The organism is Desulfogranum marinum, assembly GCF_963675105.2.
GTDB classification, from domain to species: domain Bacteria; phylum Desulfobacterota; class Desulfobulbia; order Desulfobulbales; family Desulfobulbaceae; genus Desulfogranum; species Desulfogranum marinum.
On record NZ_CAXXRO010000005.1, the window covers coordinates 653750 to 669852 of the forward strand.

13 protein-coding genes are annotated in these 16103 nt (G+C 45.8%); 11 read left to right on the forward strand and 2 right to left on the reverse strand.

Translation table 11 applies throughout. The features are described 5' to 3' along the window. Positions 1–159: 159 nt before the first annotated feature. Positions 160–1098, reverse strand: a complete 939-nt coding sequence (locus tag ACHZCY_RS23380; RefSeq protein WP_319550594.1) for a glycerophosphodiester phosphodiesterase — start codon at positions 1096–1098, stop codon at positions 160–162. A 394-nt stretch (positions 1099–1492) separates the two neighbouring features. On the opposite strand from ACHZCY_RS23380, the gene ACHZCY_RS23385 reads away from it, so the two are divergent. The 9 genes from ACHZCY_RS23385 to ACHZCY_RS23425 all read left to right on the forward strand — a co-directional run bounded on the left by ACHZCY_RS23385 (position 1493) and on the right by ACHZCY_RS23425 (position 9409). Beyond that, entirely contained in the window at positions 1493–1810 is a 318-nt protein-coding gene (locus ACHZCY_RS23385) for an ArsR/SmtB family transcription factor (protein ID WP_319550595.1), read from the forward strand. A 60-nt stretch (positions 1811–1870) separates the two neighbouring features. Next, the gene (locus ACHZCY_RS23390; protein ID WP_319550596.1) at positions 1871–3169 is read left to right on the forward strand and encodes a permease; all 1299 of its coding nucleotides are present in this window, start codon (positions 1871–1873) and stop codon (positions 3167–3169) included. Positions 3170–3184: 15 nt separating this feature from the next. Continuing rightward, positions 3185–3418 (forward strand): thioredoxin family protein, encoded by a 234-nt coding sequence (locus tag ACHZCY_RS23395; protein WP_232370805.1) that lies wholly within the window; start codon positions 3185–3187, stop codon positions 3416–3418. A 52-nt stretch (positions 3419–3470) separates the two neighbouring features. Continuing rightward, positions 3471–3857: a thioredoxin family protein gene (locus ACHZCY_RS23400; protein WP_205220676.1), complete on the forward strand. Its 387-nt coding sequence runs from the start codon at positions 3471–3473 to the stop codon at positions 3855–3857. Between the two features lie 3 nt (positions 3858–3860). Further along, positions 3861–4571 carry a cytochrome c biogenesis CcdA family protein gene (locus ACHZCY_RS23405; RefSeq protein WP_205220675.1) on the forward strand — a complete coding sequence of 237 codons (711 nt, stop codon included), beginning with the start codon at positions 3861–3863 and terminating at the stop codon, positions 4569–4571. A gap of 1270 nt (positions 4572–5841) precedes the next feature. Then, complete coding sequence (locus tag ACHZCY_RS23410) at positions 5842–6030, forward strand: hypothetical protein (RefSeq protein ID WP_205220674.1); 189 nt, start codon at positions 5842–5844, stop codon at positions 6028–6030. A 417-nt stretch (positions 6031–6447) separates the two neighbouring features. After that, positions 6448–7665: an ABC transporter substrate-binding protein gene (locus ACHZCY_RS23415; RefSeq protein ID WP_319550597.1), complete on the forward strand. Its 1218-nt coding sequence runs from the start codon at positions 6448–6450 to the stop codon at positions 7663–7665. A 20-nt stretch (positions 7666–7685) separates the two neighbouring features. Continuing rightward, positions 7686–8372 carry a GTP-binding protein gene (locus ACHZCY_RS23420; RefSeq protein ID WP_369125028.1) on the forward strand — a complete coding sequence of 229 codons (687 nt, stop codon included), beginning with the start codon at positions 7686–7688 and terminating at the stop codon, positions 8370–8372. Next, a complete protein-coding gene (locus ACHZCY_RS23425; RefSeq protein ID WP_319550599.1) occupies positions 8369–9409 on the forward strand; it encodes an ATP-binding cassette domain-containing protein in 1041 nt (346 codons plus the stop codon). The genes ACHZCY_RS23420 and ACHZCY_RS23425 overlap by 4 nt, the downstream gene beginning before the upstream one ends. Before the next feature lie 78 nt (positions 9410–9487). On the opposite strand, the gene ACHZCY_RS23430 is transcribed toward ACHZCY_RS23425, so the two are convergent. Beyond that, positions 9488–12262: a PAS domain S-box protein gene (locus ACHZCY_RS23430; RefSeq protein ID WP_319550600.1), complete on the reverse strand. Its 2775-nt coding sequence runs from the start codon at positions 12260–12262 to the stop codon at positions 9488–9490. Positions 12263–13079: 817 nt separating this feature from the next. On the opposite strand from ACHZCY_RS23430, the gene ACHZCY_RS23435 reads away from it, so the two are divergent. Further along, on the forward strand, positions 13080–14354 hold the full coding sequence (locus ACHZCY_RS23435) for a pyridoxal phosphate-dependent aminotransferase (protein ID WP_319550601.1): 1275 nt from the start codon (positions 13080–13082) through the stop codon (positions 14352–14354). A 711-nt stretch (positions 14355–15065) separates the two neighbouring features. Next, positions 15066–15950 carry a flagellar brake protein gene (locus ACHZCY_RS23440; RefSeq protein ID WP_319550602.1) on the forward strand — a complete coding sequence of 295 codons (885 nt, stop codon included), beginning with the start codon at positions 15066–15068 and terminating at the stop codon, positions 15948–15950. Positions 15951–16103 lie beyond the last annotated feature (153 nt).

Here is a 16103-nt window from a genome sequence, read left to right on the forward strand (position 1 = left end):
TTGCTCAAAGAATAATTGCACAATGAACAGTCTGTTTTTCGTTTTCAATCAAAAAGTTCCCCCTTCGGTTTAGGCTCAAGCTAAAGGTTATATCAGGCAAACGCCTCTGGTCACAGCCTGCCCGGAAAAGAAAATCTTCTATGGTGAATCAGAATATCTTTATATTGAATCCGTAAAGAACCGCGCAGCTTCTGCATAGTAATCGGTAAAAATGCCATCAACGCCCATCTGGGAAAGCATCTGCCAGGCATCGGGAGTATTCGCAGTATAGACCAACACCGTGAGCTCTCTTTTATGTGCTTTTTCAATAAATTGAGCTGAGACTGTGTGATACCAGAGATTGACCGACCCGGCATTCATGTCACATGCCGTATTGAGCAGCTCATCGGTGTAATATTGACCAGTCAAACAGGCTTCGATTTCTTCGGCAAGCAGCCGATGTAGTTGCGGGGAAGAACATTCTTGATCGAGTAATTTGAGGTTTTCGCCAACAGAGGTAAAGCGAGGCAGCATATATTGCTCACCGCCATAGGCAAAGATGCGTTTGCAATAGGGCTCCATCGCTTGCCCTGCTTTTTTGAGGAGCTGCTTGCGACGGATGGCACCGTCAAGCAGAGCTATTTGAAGGTTAGGACAGACCTTGCGGATATTGGTAAGTTCCTTCCAGTTAAAGGAGCTCACCAATACATCAGAGTAATTGAGCCTTCCGGAGCCAACATAATCATTTAATAATGCACCAGTCGGGATGCCGGTATTCTCACCTTTGAGTTCCAGATGCATTGTCGGTCGAATTTTTGTGTTCAGAGATGCAAAAAAATCAAAAACCTCAGGTAAGAAAGGAATACGATCCTTGCCTCGTGTCGGGTCCCCTGCATAGAGGGTTTTCAATGTAGCTGAATTGGTGGTGGAGACAGCACCTTTGCCTGTGGATACCTGCTCAAGATCGAGGTTATGGATTACCACCAGATAACCGTCAGCGCATAGCTGGACATCAAACTCGATAGCGGAAACGCCCTCACTTGCCACTTTTTCAAAAGCGCGGATGGTATTCTGATTATATCCGGGATAGTAACAACCTCTGTGTCCTATAAGTAGCATTTGTTCATTCTGCCTCTATGGTGCCTTTGTTTTTTTTCTAAAGAAGTCCGCCAATTCTTTATCCACAACATCGTAATCTGTTTGTAACTGTTTAGCATCTTTCCGCTGAATCTGCATATATCTCAGAGGTTAAAATTTTGTCCCAGAAGTAAAACGACGGTTACACATAGGGGATTCCTTGTGAAAGACACAGTGGTGAATATTTTACTTATTTTCAAACGTAATATTTGCATTATCACTACGTAAAGCGGATCGAGCAGGCACGCAACCACGGTCCCGCCTGGGCGTTACTTTTTTGCAACGTCTTTTTTGGTGTAGCAAGCTGCAAATATATGCTTGACAATAACATTTGGTCAAATTACCATATGTCAAAATATAAAACAATGAGACATGGATGGATAAAAAACAAAAGGCGATCATAGAAGCAAAAGCAAATGTTCTGAAAGCTCTGGCTCATCCAACCCGGTTGTGGATGGCTGAGCAGCTTGAGCATGGAGAAAAATGTGTTTGCGAGTTGGCGGAATCCATTGATGCCGATTTTTCTACTATTTCAAAACATCTTTCTGTTTTGAAACAAGCAGGCGTTGTAGCAGATGAAAAACGTGGAAAGCAGGTGTACTACAGGCTCAAAGTACCTTGTATTCTTAAATATATGACCTGCATTGAAGCGGTTATCAAAAATCAAGCAGAAGAACAGGTAAACCTGTTGTAATTTTTTTTTGCGTTGTCATTTGGTCATTTTGCCAAATGGCATAGTATAGGGACATTGGTCATGAATTGGAAAACTGAGTGGAAGTATCTTACATGGGTAGTAGTAATATTTTTAAGCTGTTTCTATTTGCCGGTCGGTACGGCGCGTTTTGATAATGCCGTATTGGAGGCGTTTCACCTTGTGAAGTGGTATGCGGAGGAGCATGTCCTCCTCTGTCTTGTCCCGGCTTTCTTTATAGCCGGAGCTATCGGCGTTTTCATCAGCCAGGCTTCGGTGATGAAATATCTCGGAGCAGGTGCTAACAAAATTCTGGCCTACGGGGTCGCGTCCGTCTCCGGAACCATTCTGGCAGTCTGTTCTTGTACCATCCTTCCTCTTTTTGCGGGGATCTATCGAATGGGGGCGGGGTTAGGACCTGCAACTGCTTTTCTTTATTCCGGTCCGGCAATCAACGTATTGGCAATTGTACTGACCGCAAGTGTATTAGGGCCTGAGCTTGGTATTGCACGAGGATTGGGGGCTATTATCTTCAGCGTGGTCATAGGTGCCTCCATGGCGTTTATTTTCAGAAAAGATGAACAAGCCGATGCAGCCGCTGCCATAGTAATGCCCGAGGATGAAGTCAGTCGTCCATTGTGGCAAAATGGTCTTTATTTTTTCTCCATGGTCGGAATCCTTGTTTTTGCAAACTGGGGCCAACCCCAGGATCCAAATGGTGTCTGGGCATCGATTTATGGTGCAAAGTGGTTGATCACTTCCGGTTTTGCTATTCTCTTTGCCGTCATTCTTGTCGGTTGGTTCAATGTTAAAGCCTGGAAGGTTGGCCTTGTCTCACTGCTCGTCGCTGTAGCCGGCTTTGTTCTGCCGGAGCATCCGGCACTTGCTTTCACTATCGGCTTTATCGGTCTTTCCGTTATTACCAGTCTGGATACGGGGGAGACAGGCAGGTGGTTCTCTTCTTCCTGGGATTTTGCTAAACAGATTCTGCCGTTACTTCTGATAGGCGTCTTTATAGCTGGCATTCTTCTCGGACGGGTTGGCCATGAGGGGCTTATTCCCTCGGAGTGGGTGGCAAAAGCGGTTGGGGGCAACTCTTTACGTGCTAATTTCTTTGCTTCATTTGCCGGTGCATTTATGTACTTTGCCACACTCACAGAAGTGCCGATACTTCAGGGACTGATTGGTAGCGGCATGGGAAAAGGGCCTGCACTGGCCCTGCTCCTTGCCGGGCCGGCACTGAGTCTTCCCAACATGTTGGTAATCCGGAGTGTAGTTGGAACCCAAAAAACTGTTGTTTTTGTCTGTCTTGTTGTTGTCATGGCCACAATTAGCGGCGTGATATTCGGAACATTTTTTTAAAATAAAAGAGGTGAAATGATGATCTTTCAAGTTATGGGCCCAGGATGTGCGAAGTGTAATCAAGTTGCAGAGAATGCTGCCGCAGCAGCAGCCGAGTTAGGTGTTGAATATGAAATTGTGAAGATTTCTGATTTCAATGAGATGATGAAATTCGGGGTAATGATGACACCCGCGCTCGCTATTGACGGTGACGTTAAAGCGGTCGGCAAGGTACCCACGGTTGAAGAAATTAAAGGGATGCTGAGTTGAAGAAAAGAAGACATGATATAAATGAGTCTGTTGATTTGCGGCTGATAATACAATGAAAATATATAACAATACGAGCCTGATCCTTGTGCAGATTGTTCTGTTGGTGTCCCTGGTTGCAGGAAGTGCATATGCATCTACAGATACACAAGAAATCCCGGTCCCCGGAATGGTAACCATGGTTGACCTGGGGGCAAAGAAGTGTATTCCCTGCAAGATGATGGCTCCAGTTATGGAAGAGCTTGAAAAAGAGTATGCAGGTCGAGCTGCGATCGTTTTTATCGATGTCTGGGAGAAGCCGAATGCCGGCAAAAAGTTTGGAATCAGAGCGATCCCAACTCAAATTTTTTACGACTCAGCAGGAATAGAAGTCCTGCGGCATGAAGGCTTCTTTGATAAAGCCTCCATTGTGGCAGAATTACAGAAACTTGGGGTTAAATAGTCTATGGATCAGATATTTCTGACTATTAACTCCTGGATGGGACAGGGCCTTCTCTTAGGAGGCCTTGGCTGTTTTCTTTGGGGCATGGTGAGTGTCCTTTTCAGTCCCTGCCACCTTGCCTCAATCCCCCTGATTGTAAGCTACGTTGCAGCCCAGGATCAGAGTGTTGAGGAGCGAAGAGCGGCTCTCTATTCGTTTGTTTTTACAATAGGTTTATTTATCACCATCGCCATCATCGGAGTTATCTGTACCATCCTGGGCAGGATGCTTGGTGATGTGGGCCCTTACATGAGTATTCTCGTTGGGGTAGTACTTGTCTGGGTAGCACTCGATTTTCTTGGTCTTGCCAAATGTTCTTTTTCCAGTGGATTGATGGCGAAGATAAAGGTTAGAGGAATGTTTGGAGCCTTTGTCTTGGGACTAGCATACGGGGTTCTATCAGGTTCATGCACTTTTGGCTTTATTGCTCCAATACTGGCTATCATAACTCTTCAACAAAAAGTCATGACGGGAATCATATTTATTACCCTGTTTGGCGTGGGGCATTGTATTCCTATTGCCGTGGCAGGAAGTTCCACAGCTTTTGTTAAGAAAATTCTCGATAACAGCAACTGGTCTACAGGCAGTATGCTTTTTAGAAAACTGGCGGGGGTGTGCATTGGTGGCCTCGGGCTATATTTTGTCGGCAAGCCGGTGGTGGCCATGATTTCATGATCTCGACATCCTCGCGTCCTTAAGGATAAGGTTTTGCCGCTGGAATTGATAAGCCATGAAAACACAATAGCAGGAACAAGTATTACAAAAGTGTCCATTTTGAATTGGCCACCTTATACGTTCGGCGGCTCATAACTGCGGAGTCTCGCAAGCTCGTTAGCCAAAATTCCAGCTTCCTCCAGACGCACCCTTAAGCGAGATCGGCGTTGCTTTCGTCTCGTATTTATGAGTCTGTTAATTTGCTAGGATTTTCGTTCAAGGTCGAGGCATAATGAAAAAATAACCACAGGCATATATCTGATATTCCGAGGATTATTTTTTCATTATAACAAAGAGATTGGGCGAAAAGACAGTAAATCAACAGGCTCATTTATGTTCCTGCTATTAATCAGGAACAGGGCCTACATACAGGGCACTTCCCCAAGTAGATTGCGCCCATAGGCTGACGCATTGGTCATAGTTGTAGAAGATATCGTGTAACAAACGCAAGGAGGGGGACGCGTATTCCGCACTCTCCATGCGCTCTCCTCATGCTCGGCGTTGCACTCGTCGCTCCTATTATTTTGAAATTATTATAAATTTTTAATTGTTTGATTAACCTTACCATTGAGAAGTTAGCTTTTTCACTTAGAGAGTATTTTCGCGCGAATCTGGACCGTGCCCTGGAAACTATCGCAATCCATTTACAGGAATTCCAACCGAGTACCTCTTTGGCTTTCTTTATATTGCCAATGCAAACATCTTTTCACATAAAAGATGCCGATAATGTCTTTCCTGTCTACCATCCTGACATTTTATTTCTTTTTTGTAGGAAACTACACAAAACAATGCCTAGGCCTTGAAATCGCCTAAATCGGCTTTCAGTAAGTAACTATCTAAATTTAAACAATTTTATATGATGGTAGTATGAAAAGTAGAGAATGGCTCAAGTCTTGTAATACACAATTCAATGTAAGTGGTCACAGGTAGCCTACGGAGTCTCCCGTTGGTCGCTTAGCTCTTTGAATGATCATGATTATACGCATAGACGGGTTACCGGAGTCTTCGCTTGCTTCCGAGGATATTTTTTTACGCATAACGAAAAGAGTGAGCGAAAAGGCAATTATGCTGCAAGATGGTCTCAAGGTTTGATGAATGAACGGCTCCCTCCTTACCTTGGTACTTGGGATAGAAAGAATGTTGTTTGAACCTACTTTCTACGTCCTGTGATGATCATAAACAATGAGTTTATGGCAAAACCTTCATTGAAATGTTTGGACGGAATAAAAGAATGGAATTGAACAGATTACAAATTCAAATTTTTAAAAAACTCAGTAAAGAACTCAATTTGGAAATTGAAGACTATCTGCTCAGATTCTCCGAAGAATATATCTGTCGAGCTACCCAAACGCTGGATGACCTGACTGAAGAAGAGGGTGATACCTGGATTACAAAAGCCTATCTGGATTCGCTTGGCTAACTATAAAAATGGATCGTGTTGTACTGTCTCATCCCTATGCAATATTTATCCTGATTACGTACAATACTCAGCCAATTATCTGAATTATCTGCCTAAGCAGACAAGGGACTGATTTTATTTCTCTTTCAAACCCGGGAGACAGATCGAAGTCTACGCTATCTAATTTTCATAAAAAACCATGAAAAAAAAATCAGTCCCCTACCTCTGTACTGAGAAATTCAATCTGTCTCCCGAGGCCCAGCATATCGATGTATCCAAGTCGGAGCTTATCTGCTACATCGGTCGGCTTGTGAACATTTGGAGCACTGCTGAACCGTTACAGTTCGGGGTGAATTGACAGTTTTTAGATATTTGCTGAATGGTACTATTTACTGAATGGTACTATTTATTTAGCTCGTCTTACCAAGGAGCATTCTTATGAAACCCGCTTTATCCGCCAATCTGAAAGTTGCAGATGTTATCACATATTATCCCTCGACAAAGGCGGTATTTATTGCCCATGGACTTGATATTCTTGTCTCCGAAGACGGAATGAGAGCTTTGTCTCCGTTTCTGACAGTGAGGACTGCTTTGCGAAATCGCTTCATTGGCGAGACTGGTTTTATGAAAATACTCGAAAAATCCGCCGAGGCAGATGATATGTTGGAAGCGCCTGGGTTGCAAGATGTGAAGAGGCAGGGAGACCTGACCCTGTTAGCGCTGATGCCGTGCGGATTGAAGATGCCATTCAGCAGAGCCATAACCTCCTTTCTCGAAAGCTTAAAACGTGAACAGAATATTGAGGTGAAATACGCTGTTGAAGGAAACCTTAACCAGGAGCTCTCGTACTACTCCTATGTTGAGCGAATCGAGTCTGTAGACGAGTTGCCCGACATAATAATATCAGCTGATTTCAATACGTTTTACGGTCGCAGGTTCTATGATAAATTTGTTTCCGGAGGGCAGATGTGCGGGTATGGCAATTTTTTGCCCAACTCTTATTATACCGATGCCGGCATCGTCGAACCGAATGGAGAATATTCAATTCTTGGCGTCAATCCACTGGTGATGGTAGCCAATCTCGACGAAGTGGGTGATCGATCGCTGCCGCATTGCTGGAAAGATCTTTTAGATCCCATGTGGAAAGAGAGTGTAACTCTTCGTGGTGGCAACGGCTTCTTCTGTCATGCGGTACTGTTGCCGACATATCAACGTTATGGAAAAGAAGGCTTGGAACAACTGGGTGACAACGTCCTGCAAGGGTTGCACCCGGCACAAATGATCAAACGTATCGACAGCGGTGCGCCGGGTGCGATTTACGTGATGCCTGAGTTTTTTGCCCACAGGGCCAGGAGAAAAGACAGGATTCGCATCATATGGCCGGAAGACGGGGCACTGGCCAGTCCAGTAACCTTACAGGTAAAATCGTCTAAAGTGGAAGAACTGCGTCCGATACTTGACTACCTCACCGGTAAGGAACTGGGCCAAGTGCTGGTGGGTGCCAGGTTTCCTGTGCCCCATGGTGATATTACAGGAGAGGTTCAGGATAAACCGCTCATGTGGCTTGGCTGGGATTATTTACGCCGCGATGATCTGCTGGAACTCAATAACGAGATAGATACGATATTTATGCCGCAGGTAAAATCGGAAGTATGAGTAAACCTGCACGGAAATCCATCAAGCTCATTACTGTAGCAGGACCACCCTCCAGCGGGAAAACATCGGTGATTCTGCGAACTATCGAGCCAATGATCGCAAGAGGGTTCACGATTGGGGTGGTGAAGTTCGACTGTCTCACCAGCGAAGATCATCACCGTTATAACGAAGCCGGAATTTCGGTTAAAAAAGGGCTTGCCGGCGGGTTATGTCCGGATCACTTCTTTATCGCAAATATAGATCAAGCTCTCCAATGGGGAAAGAAGAGCGGTTTTGATCTGCTGGTCATCGAAAGTGCTGGTTTGTGCAACCGTTGTTCTCCACATATTCGTGAGGTGCTTGCCGTCTGTGTTATTGACCAGTTAAGCGGTGTGCATACTCCGAGGAAAATCGGACCAATGCTTAAAAGCGCCGACGTGGTTGTACTGACCAAAGGTGATATTGTCTCCCAGGCCGAGCGTGAGGTTTTTGCATTCCGTGTTCGTCAGGTTAATGCAAGGGCAGCAGTGCTGCCGGTAAACGGGCTCACCGGGCAGGGCAATCTGCTGCTCCAGAAGCATTTTCAAAATGCGCCGACAACTTCAAGCCTCGAGAACTACAAGCTTCGATTTACCATGCCGGCCGCCCTTTGCTCCTACTGTCTGGGAGAGACACGGATCGGTCAGGATTGCCAGATTGGCAACGTCAAGACAATGGATTTCTCATGACAAAAACACGCATGCTGGATCAAAAGGTGTCGACACTGGTCAAAGAACGTCCGTATCTCCTCGATTTTTTCACCGCGATGGCAATTACAGTGCCACGGGACCAGACGAGTCTGAAAGAATTTTTGCAAGCAATCCCAAGCGCTCATCTTACGGAGTTTTCACTCGATCATCAGTCATTAACAGACCAATGTTTTGATTTTATAGAACAAATGGAGATATTCAGCTCGCAAGGCCAACGTTCAATTACTGAAGTCACCATAAAAGCAGGTCATGATAAAAATGGCGATCCCGAACAGCATGAGGTGGTCCTGAGGGTCGGTGAGGTCGTTGCTGTTGTAGGCCCGACAGGATCGGGAAAAAGCAGATTATTGGCTGATATTGAGTGTCTTGCTCAAAAGGATACTCCTTCCGGACGACAGGTGCTACTCGATGGAGAGGTGCCGGATGAAAAAAAACGGTTGTCCGGGGACCAGCAATTGGTCGCACAGTTGTCACAAAACATGAATTTTGTCATTGATCTTAGCGTTGGTGCTTTTGTCCGCATGCATGCCGAGAGCCGACTTGTGTCTGACGTAGATTCGCGTATCGAACAGATATTTAGAACGGCGGTTGAACTTGCTGGAGAACCGTTTACCCTTGAAACGCCTGTAACCGCATTATCCGGAGGGCAGTCGAGAGCGCTTATGATAGCTGATGTTGCTTGCCTCAGTGCCTCGCCCATAGTTCTTATTGATGAAATTGAAAACGCCGGTGTAGATAGGCGTCGCGCCCTGGAGCTTCTGGTCAAGGAGGAAAAAATAGTGTTGATGGCCACCCATGATCCGCTGCTTGCGCTTTCTGCAGATCGTCGACTCGTTATAGGTAACGGTGGTATTGTGGCTGTTCTGGAGACCGACAATAAGGAGAGACAAACTATCTTGGAGCTCCTCGGAATTGATAAAAGGCTTGCCCGAATGCGAGACCTGATAAGGAAAGGCAACAGAGTATCCTCTTTAACAAAAGAGGGCGCATCTTTGCTCGGCTTTTCTCAAGTGTAAAATGTCAGCGCACGTCAATTGTGCCAAATGCAATATCTCCCATTAACTCTCCGCATGATCTATTGCTGAATTATCACGTCAACTCTCCAGCGCCTCACGCACCTTCCCTCCCAGCTCTTTCATTGAAAAAGGCTTCTGGATGAAGTGCACGCCTTCGTCCAGCACGCCCTTGTGGGCGATGACGTTAGCCGTGTAGCCTGACATAAACAGCCGTCGGATGTCCGGATAAATAACCAGCAGGTTTTTGGCCAGGTCGCGTCCGTTCATTTCGGGCATAACCACATCGGTTAAAAGCAGATCGATGCGACCTGGGTGTTCTTGAGCCACACGGACGGCCTCGCCGGGGGTGCTGGCCGCCAGCACGCTGTACCCCAGTTTTTCAAGCATTATTGTAGTCATCTGCAGGATCGTCGGTTCGTCCTCCACCAGGAGAACGGTCTCGTGGCCGCCCTCGGCCGGACGGTTCAGCCCTTTTTCTATCATACCTGCCAATTTTGCGGTGAATCTTGGCAGATAGATTCTAAAGGTTGTCCCATGGCCCGGCTCGCTGTAAACGTTGATAAAGCCGTTGTTCTGCTTGACGGCCCCGTATACCGAAGCCAGCCCCAGACCAGTGCCCTTGCCCTGCTCCTTGGTGGTGTAAAAAGGTTCAAAGATATGATCGAGTGTCTCCCGGTCCATGCCGCAGCCATCGTCACTGACCGCCAGGAGGATGTACCCGCCGGGTACAAACCCAGCATGCTCGGCGCAATAAGCTTCATCAAACGAAATAACGCCTGTCTCGATAGTGATTTTGCCCACGTCGACAATGGCGTCCCGGGAGTTAATGCACAAATTGACAAGGATCTGGTCAATCTGGGAGGGGTCAACCTTTACCGGTGCGAGGTTCTTGCCGGGCAGCCAGGTCAGGTAGATATCTTCACCAACGAGCCGGCGCAGCATCTTTAACATTCCTTCCACGGTTTCGTTCAGATCGATAACCTTCGGGGCTATAGGCTGCTTGCGGGCAAAGGTCAACAATTGTCGGGTCAGAGTGGCCGAATGTTTGGCCGCCTGTTGCACCGCTTGCAGGTCGGCAAAGAGTGGTGCTGCAGAATCCAATTCCTCAAGGATCATCTCGGTATGGCCAAGAATCACGCTCAGCATGTTGTTGAAGTCGTGGGCTACCCCACCGGCGAGGCGGCCTATGGATTCCATCTTCTGGGCTTGAGTGAGCTGGTTTTTGAGCTTTTCCTGTTCCGCTTCTGCCTCTTTAAGTGCACTCATATCAACATCAAGGCAAAAGAGCTCTTGCGCACGTCCCGGCACTTTAACAATGGTATGGTGGGATATAACCGGCACACGTGAACCATCTTTGTGCATCAATAACAGTTCTCCCGAAGGAATGGGCTGACCAGACTCAGCCATTTCACTCATCTCTTTGGCAACAGCAGCTTTCATTTCAGGTGGGATAATCAAATCAAGAAGATTACGCCCAATAGCCTCCTGTTGACTATATCCATAAAGCCTTTCGGATGCTGCGTTCCAGTACTGAGTAGTTCCATCAGGTCCATAGCCCTGAACAGCTATGGTATCAATATTCTCCATTATGGTTCTGAACCTTTCTTCGCTTTCCTGCATTGCTATTTCAGCATGCTTACGCTCGGTGATGTCCAGAGCGGTAAAGGTCACTCCTTTTGATTTGTCCTGCAGGTCCACTGGTGAAGAGCTAAGAAGGATATCAATGATGGTGCCGTCTTTTCTCTGCCATCGGATTTCCACCATGCCCGTGCCGTGGTGAGCTATCTGAGCATATTTTTCCGTGCCCACAAATTCAAAATCTTCATCACTGGGATAAAGCATCCGGGCACTCCGGCCTATCAGCTCTGTTTCATCGTATCCTGTCATTTCGCATAGACGATTGTTGACTTTGATCAGCACTCGATTTAAAACAGATCCAATACCAACGGGTGCGCTTCTGAAAAGACTGCTGATCAGATTTTCACTTTCTCGCATTGCTTCTTCCATACGCTTGCGATCGGTGATGTCATGCAGACTGCCATACAGGCGGTTGACAGCGCCATCGGAACCTTGCTCTGGAATTCCCCGCACGACGCAGTGGCGTAATTGTCCGTCTGTGCGCATGATACGCACTTCTAAATCATAAGGGACATTGTTGCGCAAGCATTCTTCAACCGCCTCAATCATGCGCACTCGGTCTTCGGGGACATAGAAAGCCTGGTGCTCATTGAATGAAGGGGCTTCTTTCATAGGTTCGAGCCCGAAGATGCGGAACAATTCTTCCGACCAGGTGACCTTGTCATTTTCTATTTCCCACTCCCAACTGCCCACATGCGCTACAGCCTCTGTTCGGGCCAGCATCATGTGCTCCTGATACAACTCTTCCTCAGTCTTTTTTTGGTCGGTGATATCGTGGAATATACAGTGGGTCTGCTGAAAATTGCCTTTTTCATCCCTACTAATTTTCCCGGAAAAAGAAGTCAGAATGTGGTCGCCGTTTTTTTTGACCATTTCAAACTCAACACCCAGAACTTCACCAATGGACTTGAACCGGGGAAAATTTTCTTTGAAATGCTCCTGCCAGTCAGGATGCAGAAAATCTGCAAAGGATTTACCAATGACCTCTTCTTTGGCATACCCTAGGACCTCAAGCCAGGTTTTGTTGACAACTATGAAATGGCCATTTTCATCCAGTGATTGATAACTGAGAGGGGCTTTTTCATAAAGCAGCTTGAACAGGTTTTCACTTTTTTGCAATGCTTCCTTGGAAGAGTTATACTTGGATTCAATCTTTTCCAATTCCTGAACCCGTCTTTCCAGTTCTTCATAGGTGATTTTTGCTTTCATTATCATGCAAATCCCGTGTTAATCTCAGAGAAGTGAGGCGAGGTGATAAGTAACCATTTTCTTCGGAACACATAAAAAAGCCAATTGCAACAAAGAGTCGTCTATACAATGCACTAACGCTACCTTTTTCCACCACTTTTCGCAAATGCTTTACCCTGAGACTAATAACTGCTGATGGACCAAGCACGCTGGTTCCTTTTCTGCAAAAACCGGCAATATTTATTAATTTTCGCAACAGTTTCTCGCAGCAGGCGTTTTTCATGCCTGCACATCGATGAAAGTCTCCATATTCCATGGCCAACCTTTATCAAAGGATTTGACAACTAATGCCGAACAGTTCTTTGGAGGCGTTGGGGGTTCCCTTTTTTGTTCTGCTCCATCAGCAAGAAAGATATCCATCGGCAAGCCTGAGAGTGGAGGCAACCGGGAGAGTAACATAATAACTGTTTGGGTAATTTCAGCACTCGAGCTTTGAAGTTATTAGTGCCACGTCCAGGATATCGATTTCATACCTTTTTCGATAATTAATACCCTGTCTTTCCTCGGTTTTCTGGCTGCTGATCGTGCCATCCTTGCCGATCAATACGTGTACATGAATTATGTTGCGAGTTCTGTTTCAATTTTTAGTTTTGCCACGCGCCATTTTTGGCCCTTAGGCAAATCAAGTTCAAAGTATAAATTTTAAGACAATAACAGTGGGGTATACAAGAATAGATGAGTGAAATCCGTCCTTCTGTGTCCTTGCAATTCTTTGCAACACACTGTATGCGTTACTAACGAATTTAATACATTTTTTTTATAATATAACAGGAGCTAGCCAGGAATGAGACCCGCTTTAAATCCACTAGTATTAAGCCTGAAAGAATCGGCCACCCTGGCCATAAACCTCAAGGCTTTGAAACTCCGCCAACAGGGCGAGAATATTGTTCACTTTGGTTTTGGCCAATCGCCGTTTCCTGTTCCTGAGATTATCCAGGAGGCACTTCGAAATAATGCAGATAAAAAAGATTATCTCCCCACTCAGGGGTTGCCCGAACTGTGTGAAGCGGTTGCCACTTTTTACAGGGAGCAGTTTGGGTACGATTTCAAACCGCATGAAGTGTGCATCGGCCCAGGAAGCAAGGAACTGATCTTTCAGATTTTTTACTTGATGGAGGGCCCCCTGCTTGTACCTGTTCCAAGCTGGGTTAGTTATGGGCCACAAGCGGCTCTGCGAGGAAAGGAAATTATTCCCATACAAACGAGTCGGGAAAATAATTATCGAATTACCCCGGAACTCCTGGACAAAGCCTGCTATAGTGCCGGACAATCACAGAAGTTATTGATCTTCAATAACCCTAACAATCCAACAGGTTCTCTCTATCATGAAAAAGAAATTCGAGAGATTGCCGAAATCTGTCGGGCCTATAACGTTATAGTCATCTCCGACGAAATATATGCCATGATTGATTTTGACCAGTGGCCTATGGGGAGTCTGGCAAAGTACTATCCAGAGGGGACCATTGTTTCCGGAGGGCTTTCAAAAGCCTTTGGTGCCGGTGGATACCGCCTGGGTGTGATGCTGATACCTGATTCCCTGGAGTTGATGATGTCGGCATTGAAATCCGTGGTCAGTGAAACATTCAGTGCTGTAAGTGCTCCTATTCAATATGCAGCCTTAAAGGCTTATGGTGATTTTGAACAGGTCCGACCGTTTGTGGAAACAACCTGTGATATTTATCGGTATATTCTTTCGTATCTCCATACGCAGTTTATCGACATGGGCTTGAATTGCCCCAAACCGGCCGGCTCTTTTTATCTCTTTCCTGATTTTGAAAATTACTCCAGGCAGCTGCACGATGCCGGCATTCTCACATCCCGCAAAATGGCGGATGTCTTGCTTGAGGAATATAACTTAGCGGTTTTACCTGGTTCTGATTTCTATATGCCTGTGACCAGTTTCAGTTGTCGCGTGGCTGGAGTCGATTTTGACGGTCAACAGGTGCTACGCACGTGGCCCGGAGCAGAAAATGTTGATGACAAATATTTCACAACCCATTTCTCTAAAATCGAGCAGGGCTGTGGATGCATTAAGTCTTTTTTAGACAGCTTAGGTTGAGTGATTTTTGACTACCGGCCGGTTATGCTCGACGCTTTACATCCCTTTTTTATCGACCTGGCCGCACTGTGATCGGCACAATCTCATACATTGATGCATGTGTTGATGGGTGCGGCTATTTCCTCTTGGCTAAAGTTAACATATTTCCACTGAACCGGAAGAACTGACAACAGTTGTGAGCCTACCCCTGATCAGGTGATTTTTGAAAATGAGCCACGAACGTAATATCCTGTATTCTTACTTTAATAGCTGACACATGGTGTTTTTGATATCAACAAGCAACTTCGAGAAATGTCAGGTGAATTTATCGTCTAGTGGGCGTAAATCGATTTTTGCTGTTGTTTAGTCTGAAGTTCCCAGGCGAAATCGATCAGATACCGAATGATTTCGAAGTGTAAGACAAAACTATTGTGCGACGGGCCTGTCTACATTAACTATCTGGAGTTATTGTAATCATAAAAAAAAGATTACTGGAGTGGCGCAAGCATTACATGGTTACGTAGACATTAGAGTTGCATGGGAAAACTGCACTTATCCAAGAAAAAACAGATACTTATGGGTGCAAGCAGGCGTGAAAAAATCAGGGACTTCAGTTTAATGAAAGACTTATTTTACAGGTCGGTAGCTTTGTGTTAAAGAGGGAGTGCTCTTAATCCATTTCAATAGAACCGTTTTCCTAACCGCCGAAACCTGAGGCTATGGGAGTCATCTTTGTCCAGCAGCGAGCTCATCAATACGCTTCAAGCCTTCTTTCCTCAGACAGAATATAGCAGCGAAGCAGTAGTTGAAGGTATTACCAATGGTGATATCGTCGTCAATTCGACGCAGATGGCAAACTATCTGCAAGGAGCACTCCACGACGAGAGCTTACTGGAAGTTGAATTGAACAACGACAAACGCGTCTTTTTTTGCCGTATTCTGGACCATCCCCCCGAGGAAGATACCCCTGATGAGGATGTGCTGTACACCAAAGGGGAATACCTTGAGGATACAGATCACATCATACTTACCCCTTTAGAGCCCGCTGAAGGAAATTATCTTATCAATGCAAGCTCACGTATCCTGATACGTGTGCTCACCTCCCAGGCTGCTGTGGAATTTTGCTGTAACTTTGATGGAAAGATAAAAATTGATACAATGCCCGTACTGCAAACCACTTTCCCCGTAGTAGCTCGGCAAGTTAAGGGAGCGAGAGAATATAGAGTCAAGGTCCCCGGTGATATGGACTTAACCATCATCGCCTACAGGAAACGAGATAAGCTCAAGTTTACTACCCGGCCTATGGATATGAGCATAAACGGCATGAGCCTGTATGACCCAAAAGGCAAGCACTCCACATTACAAACTGACGACAAGCTATCTTTACAAATAACCTCGGATGATATGCTGCTCATGACTCTGGACGCAGTTGTAAGACATGTGACAAGGCTGCGCGATAATCAGGGCCTGCAATATGTGTTTGGGGTTAAGTTCAACCTGGAATCCCGTGCGTCAAGGGCTGAAGTGGAAAAATTAGTGGCAAGCATCCAACGAGCAAGGCTGCGCAAACTTGCAGAGATCGAAGGCGCGTTTGGTGTAAACTTCAGCGACTGGTAAGCCCACCCCTTTGGATAAATCTGATGCCGTGCTTTTGCACCGTAGACCCGTTGCGAGTCGTCTGTAGAAAGACTTTTTCAGAGAAATATTTTTTTAAGCTGTGGCCGGCAGATAGATAAAAACAGATGTGCCGACATTGTCTTTCGATTTGAG

Excerpts from the sequence above, each read along its gene's own strand:
- ACHZCY_RS23380 (WP_319550594.1), bottom strand. The coding sequence starts at position 1,098 with ATGCTACTTATAGGACACAGAGGTTGTTACTATCCCGGATATAATCAG.
- ACHZCY_RS23385 (WP_319550595.1), top strand. The coding sequence starts at position 1,493 with ATGGATAAAAAACAAAAGGCGATCATAGAAGCAAAAGCAAATGTTCTG.
- ACHZCY_RS23390 (WP_319550596.1), top strand. The coding sequence starts at position 1,871 with ATGAATTGGAAAACTGAGTGGAAGTATCTTACATGGGTAGTAGTAATA.
- ACHZCY_RS23395 (WP_232370805.1), top strand. The coding sequence starts at position 3,185 with ATGATGATCTTTCAAGTTATGGGCCCAGGATGTGCGAAGTGTAATCAA.
- ACHZCY_RS23400 (WP_205220676.1), top strand. The coding sequence starts at position 3,471 with ATGAAAATATATAACAATACGAGCCTGATCCTTGTGCAGATTGTTCTG.
- ACHZCY_RS23405 (WP_205220675.1), top strand. The coding sequence starts at position 3,861 with ATGGATCAGATATTTCTGACTATTAACTCCTGGATGGGACAGGGCCTT.
- ACHZCY_RS23410 (WP_205220674.1), top strand. The coding sequence starts at position 5,842 with ATGGAATTGAACAGATTACAAATTCAAATTTTTAAAAAACTCAGTAAA.
- ACHZCY_RS23415 (WP_319550597.1), top strand. The coding sequence starts at position 6,448 with ATGAAACCCGCTTTATCCGCCAATCTGAAAGTTGCAGATGTTATCACA.
- ACHZCY_RS23425 (WP_319550599.1), top strand. The coding sequence starts at position 8,369 with ATGACAAAAACACGCATGCTGGATCAAAAGGTGTCGACACTGGTCAAA.
- ACHZCY_RS23430 (WP_319550600.1), bottom strand. The coding sequence starts at position 12,262 with ATGATAATGAAAGCAAAAATCACCTATGAAGAACTGGAAAGACGGGTT.
- ACHZCY_RS23435 (WP_319550601.1), top strand. The coding sequence starts at position 13,080 with ATGAGACCCGCTTTAAATCCACTAGTATTAAGCCTGAAAGAATCGGCC.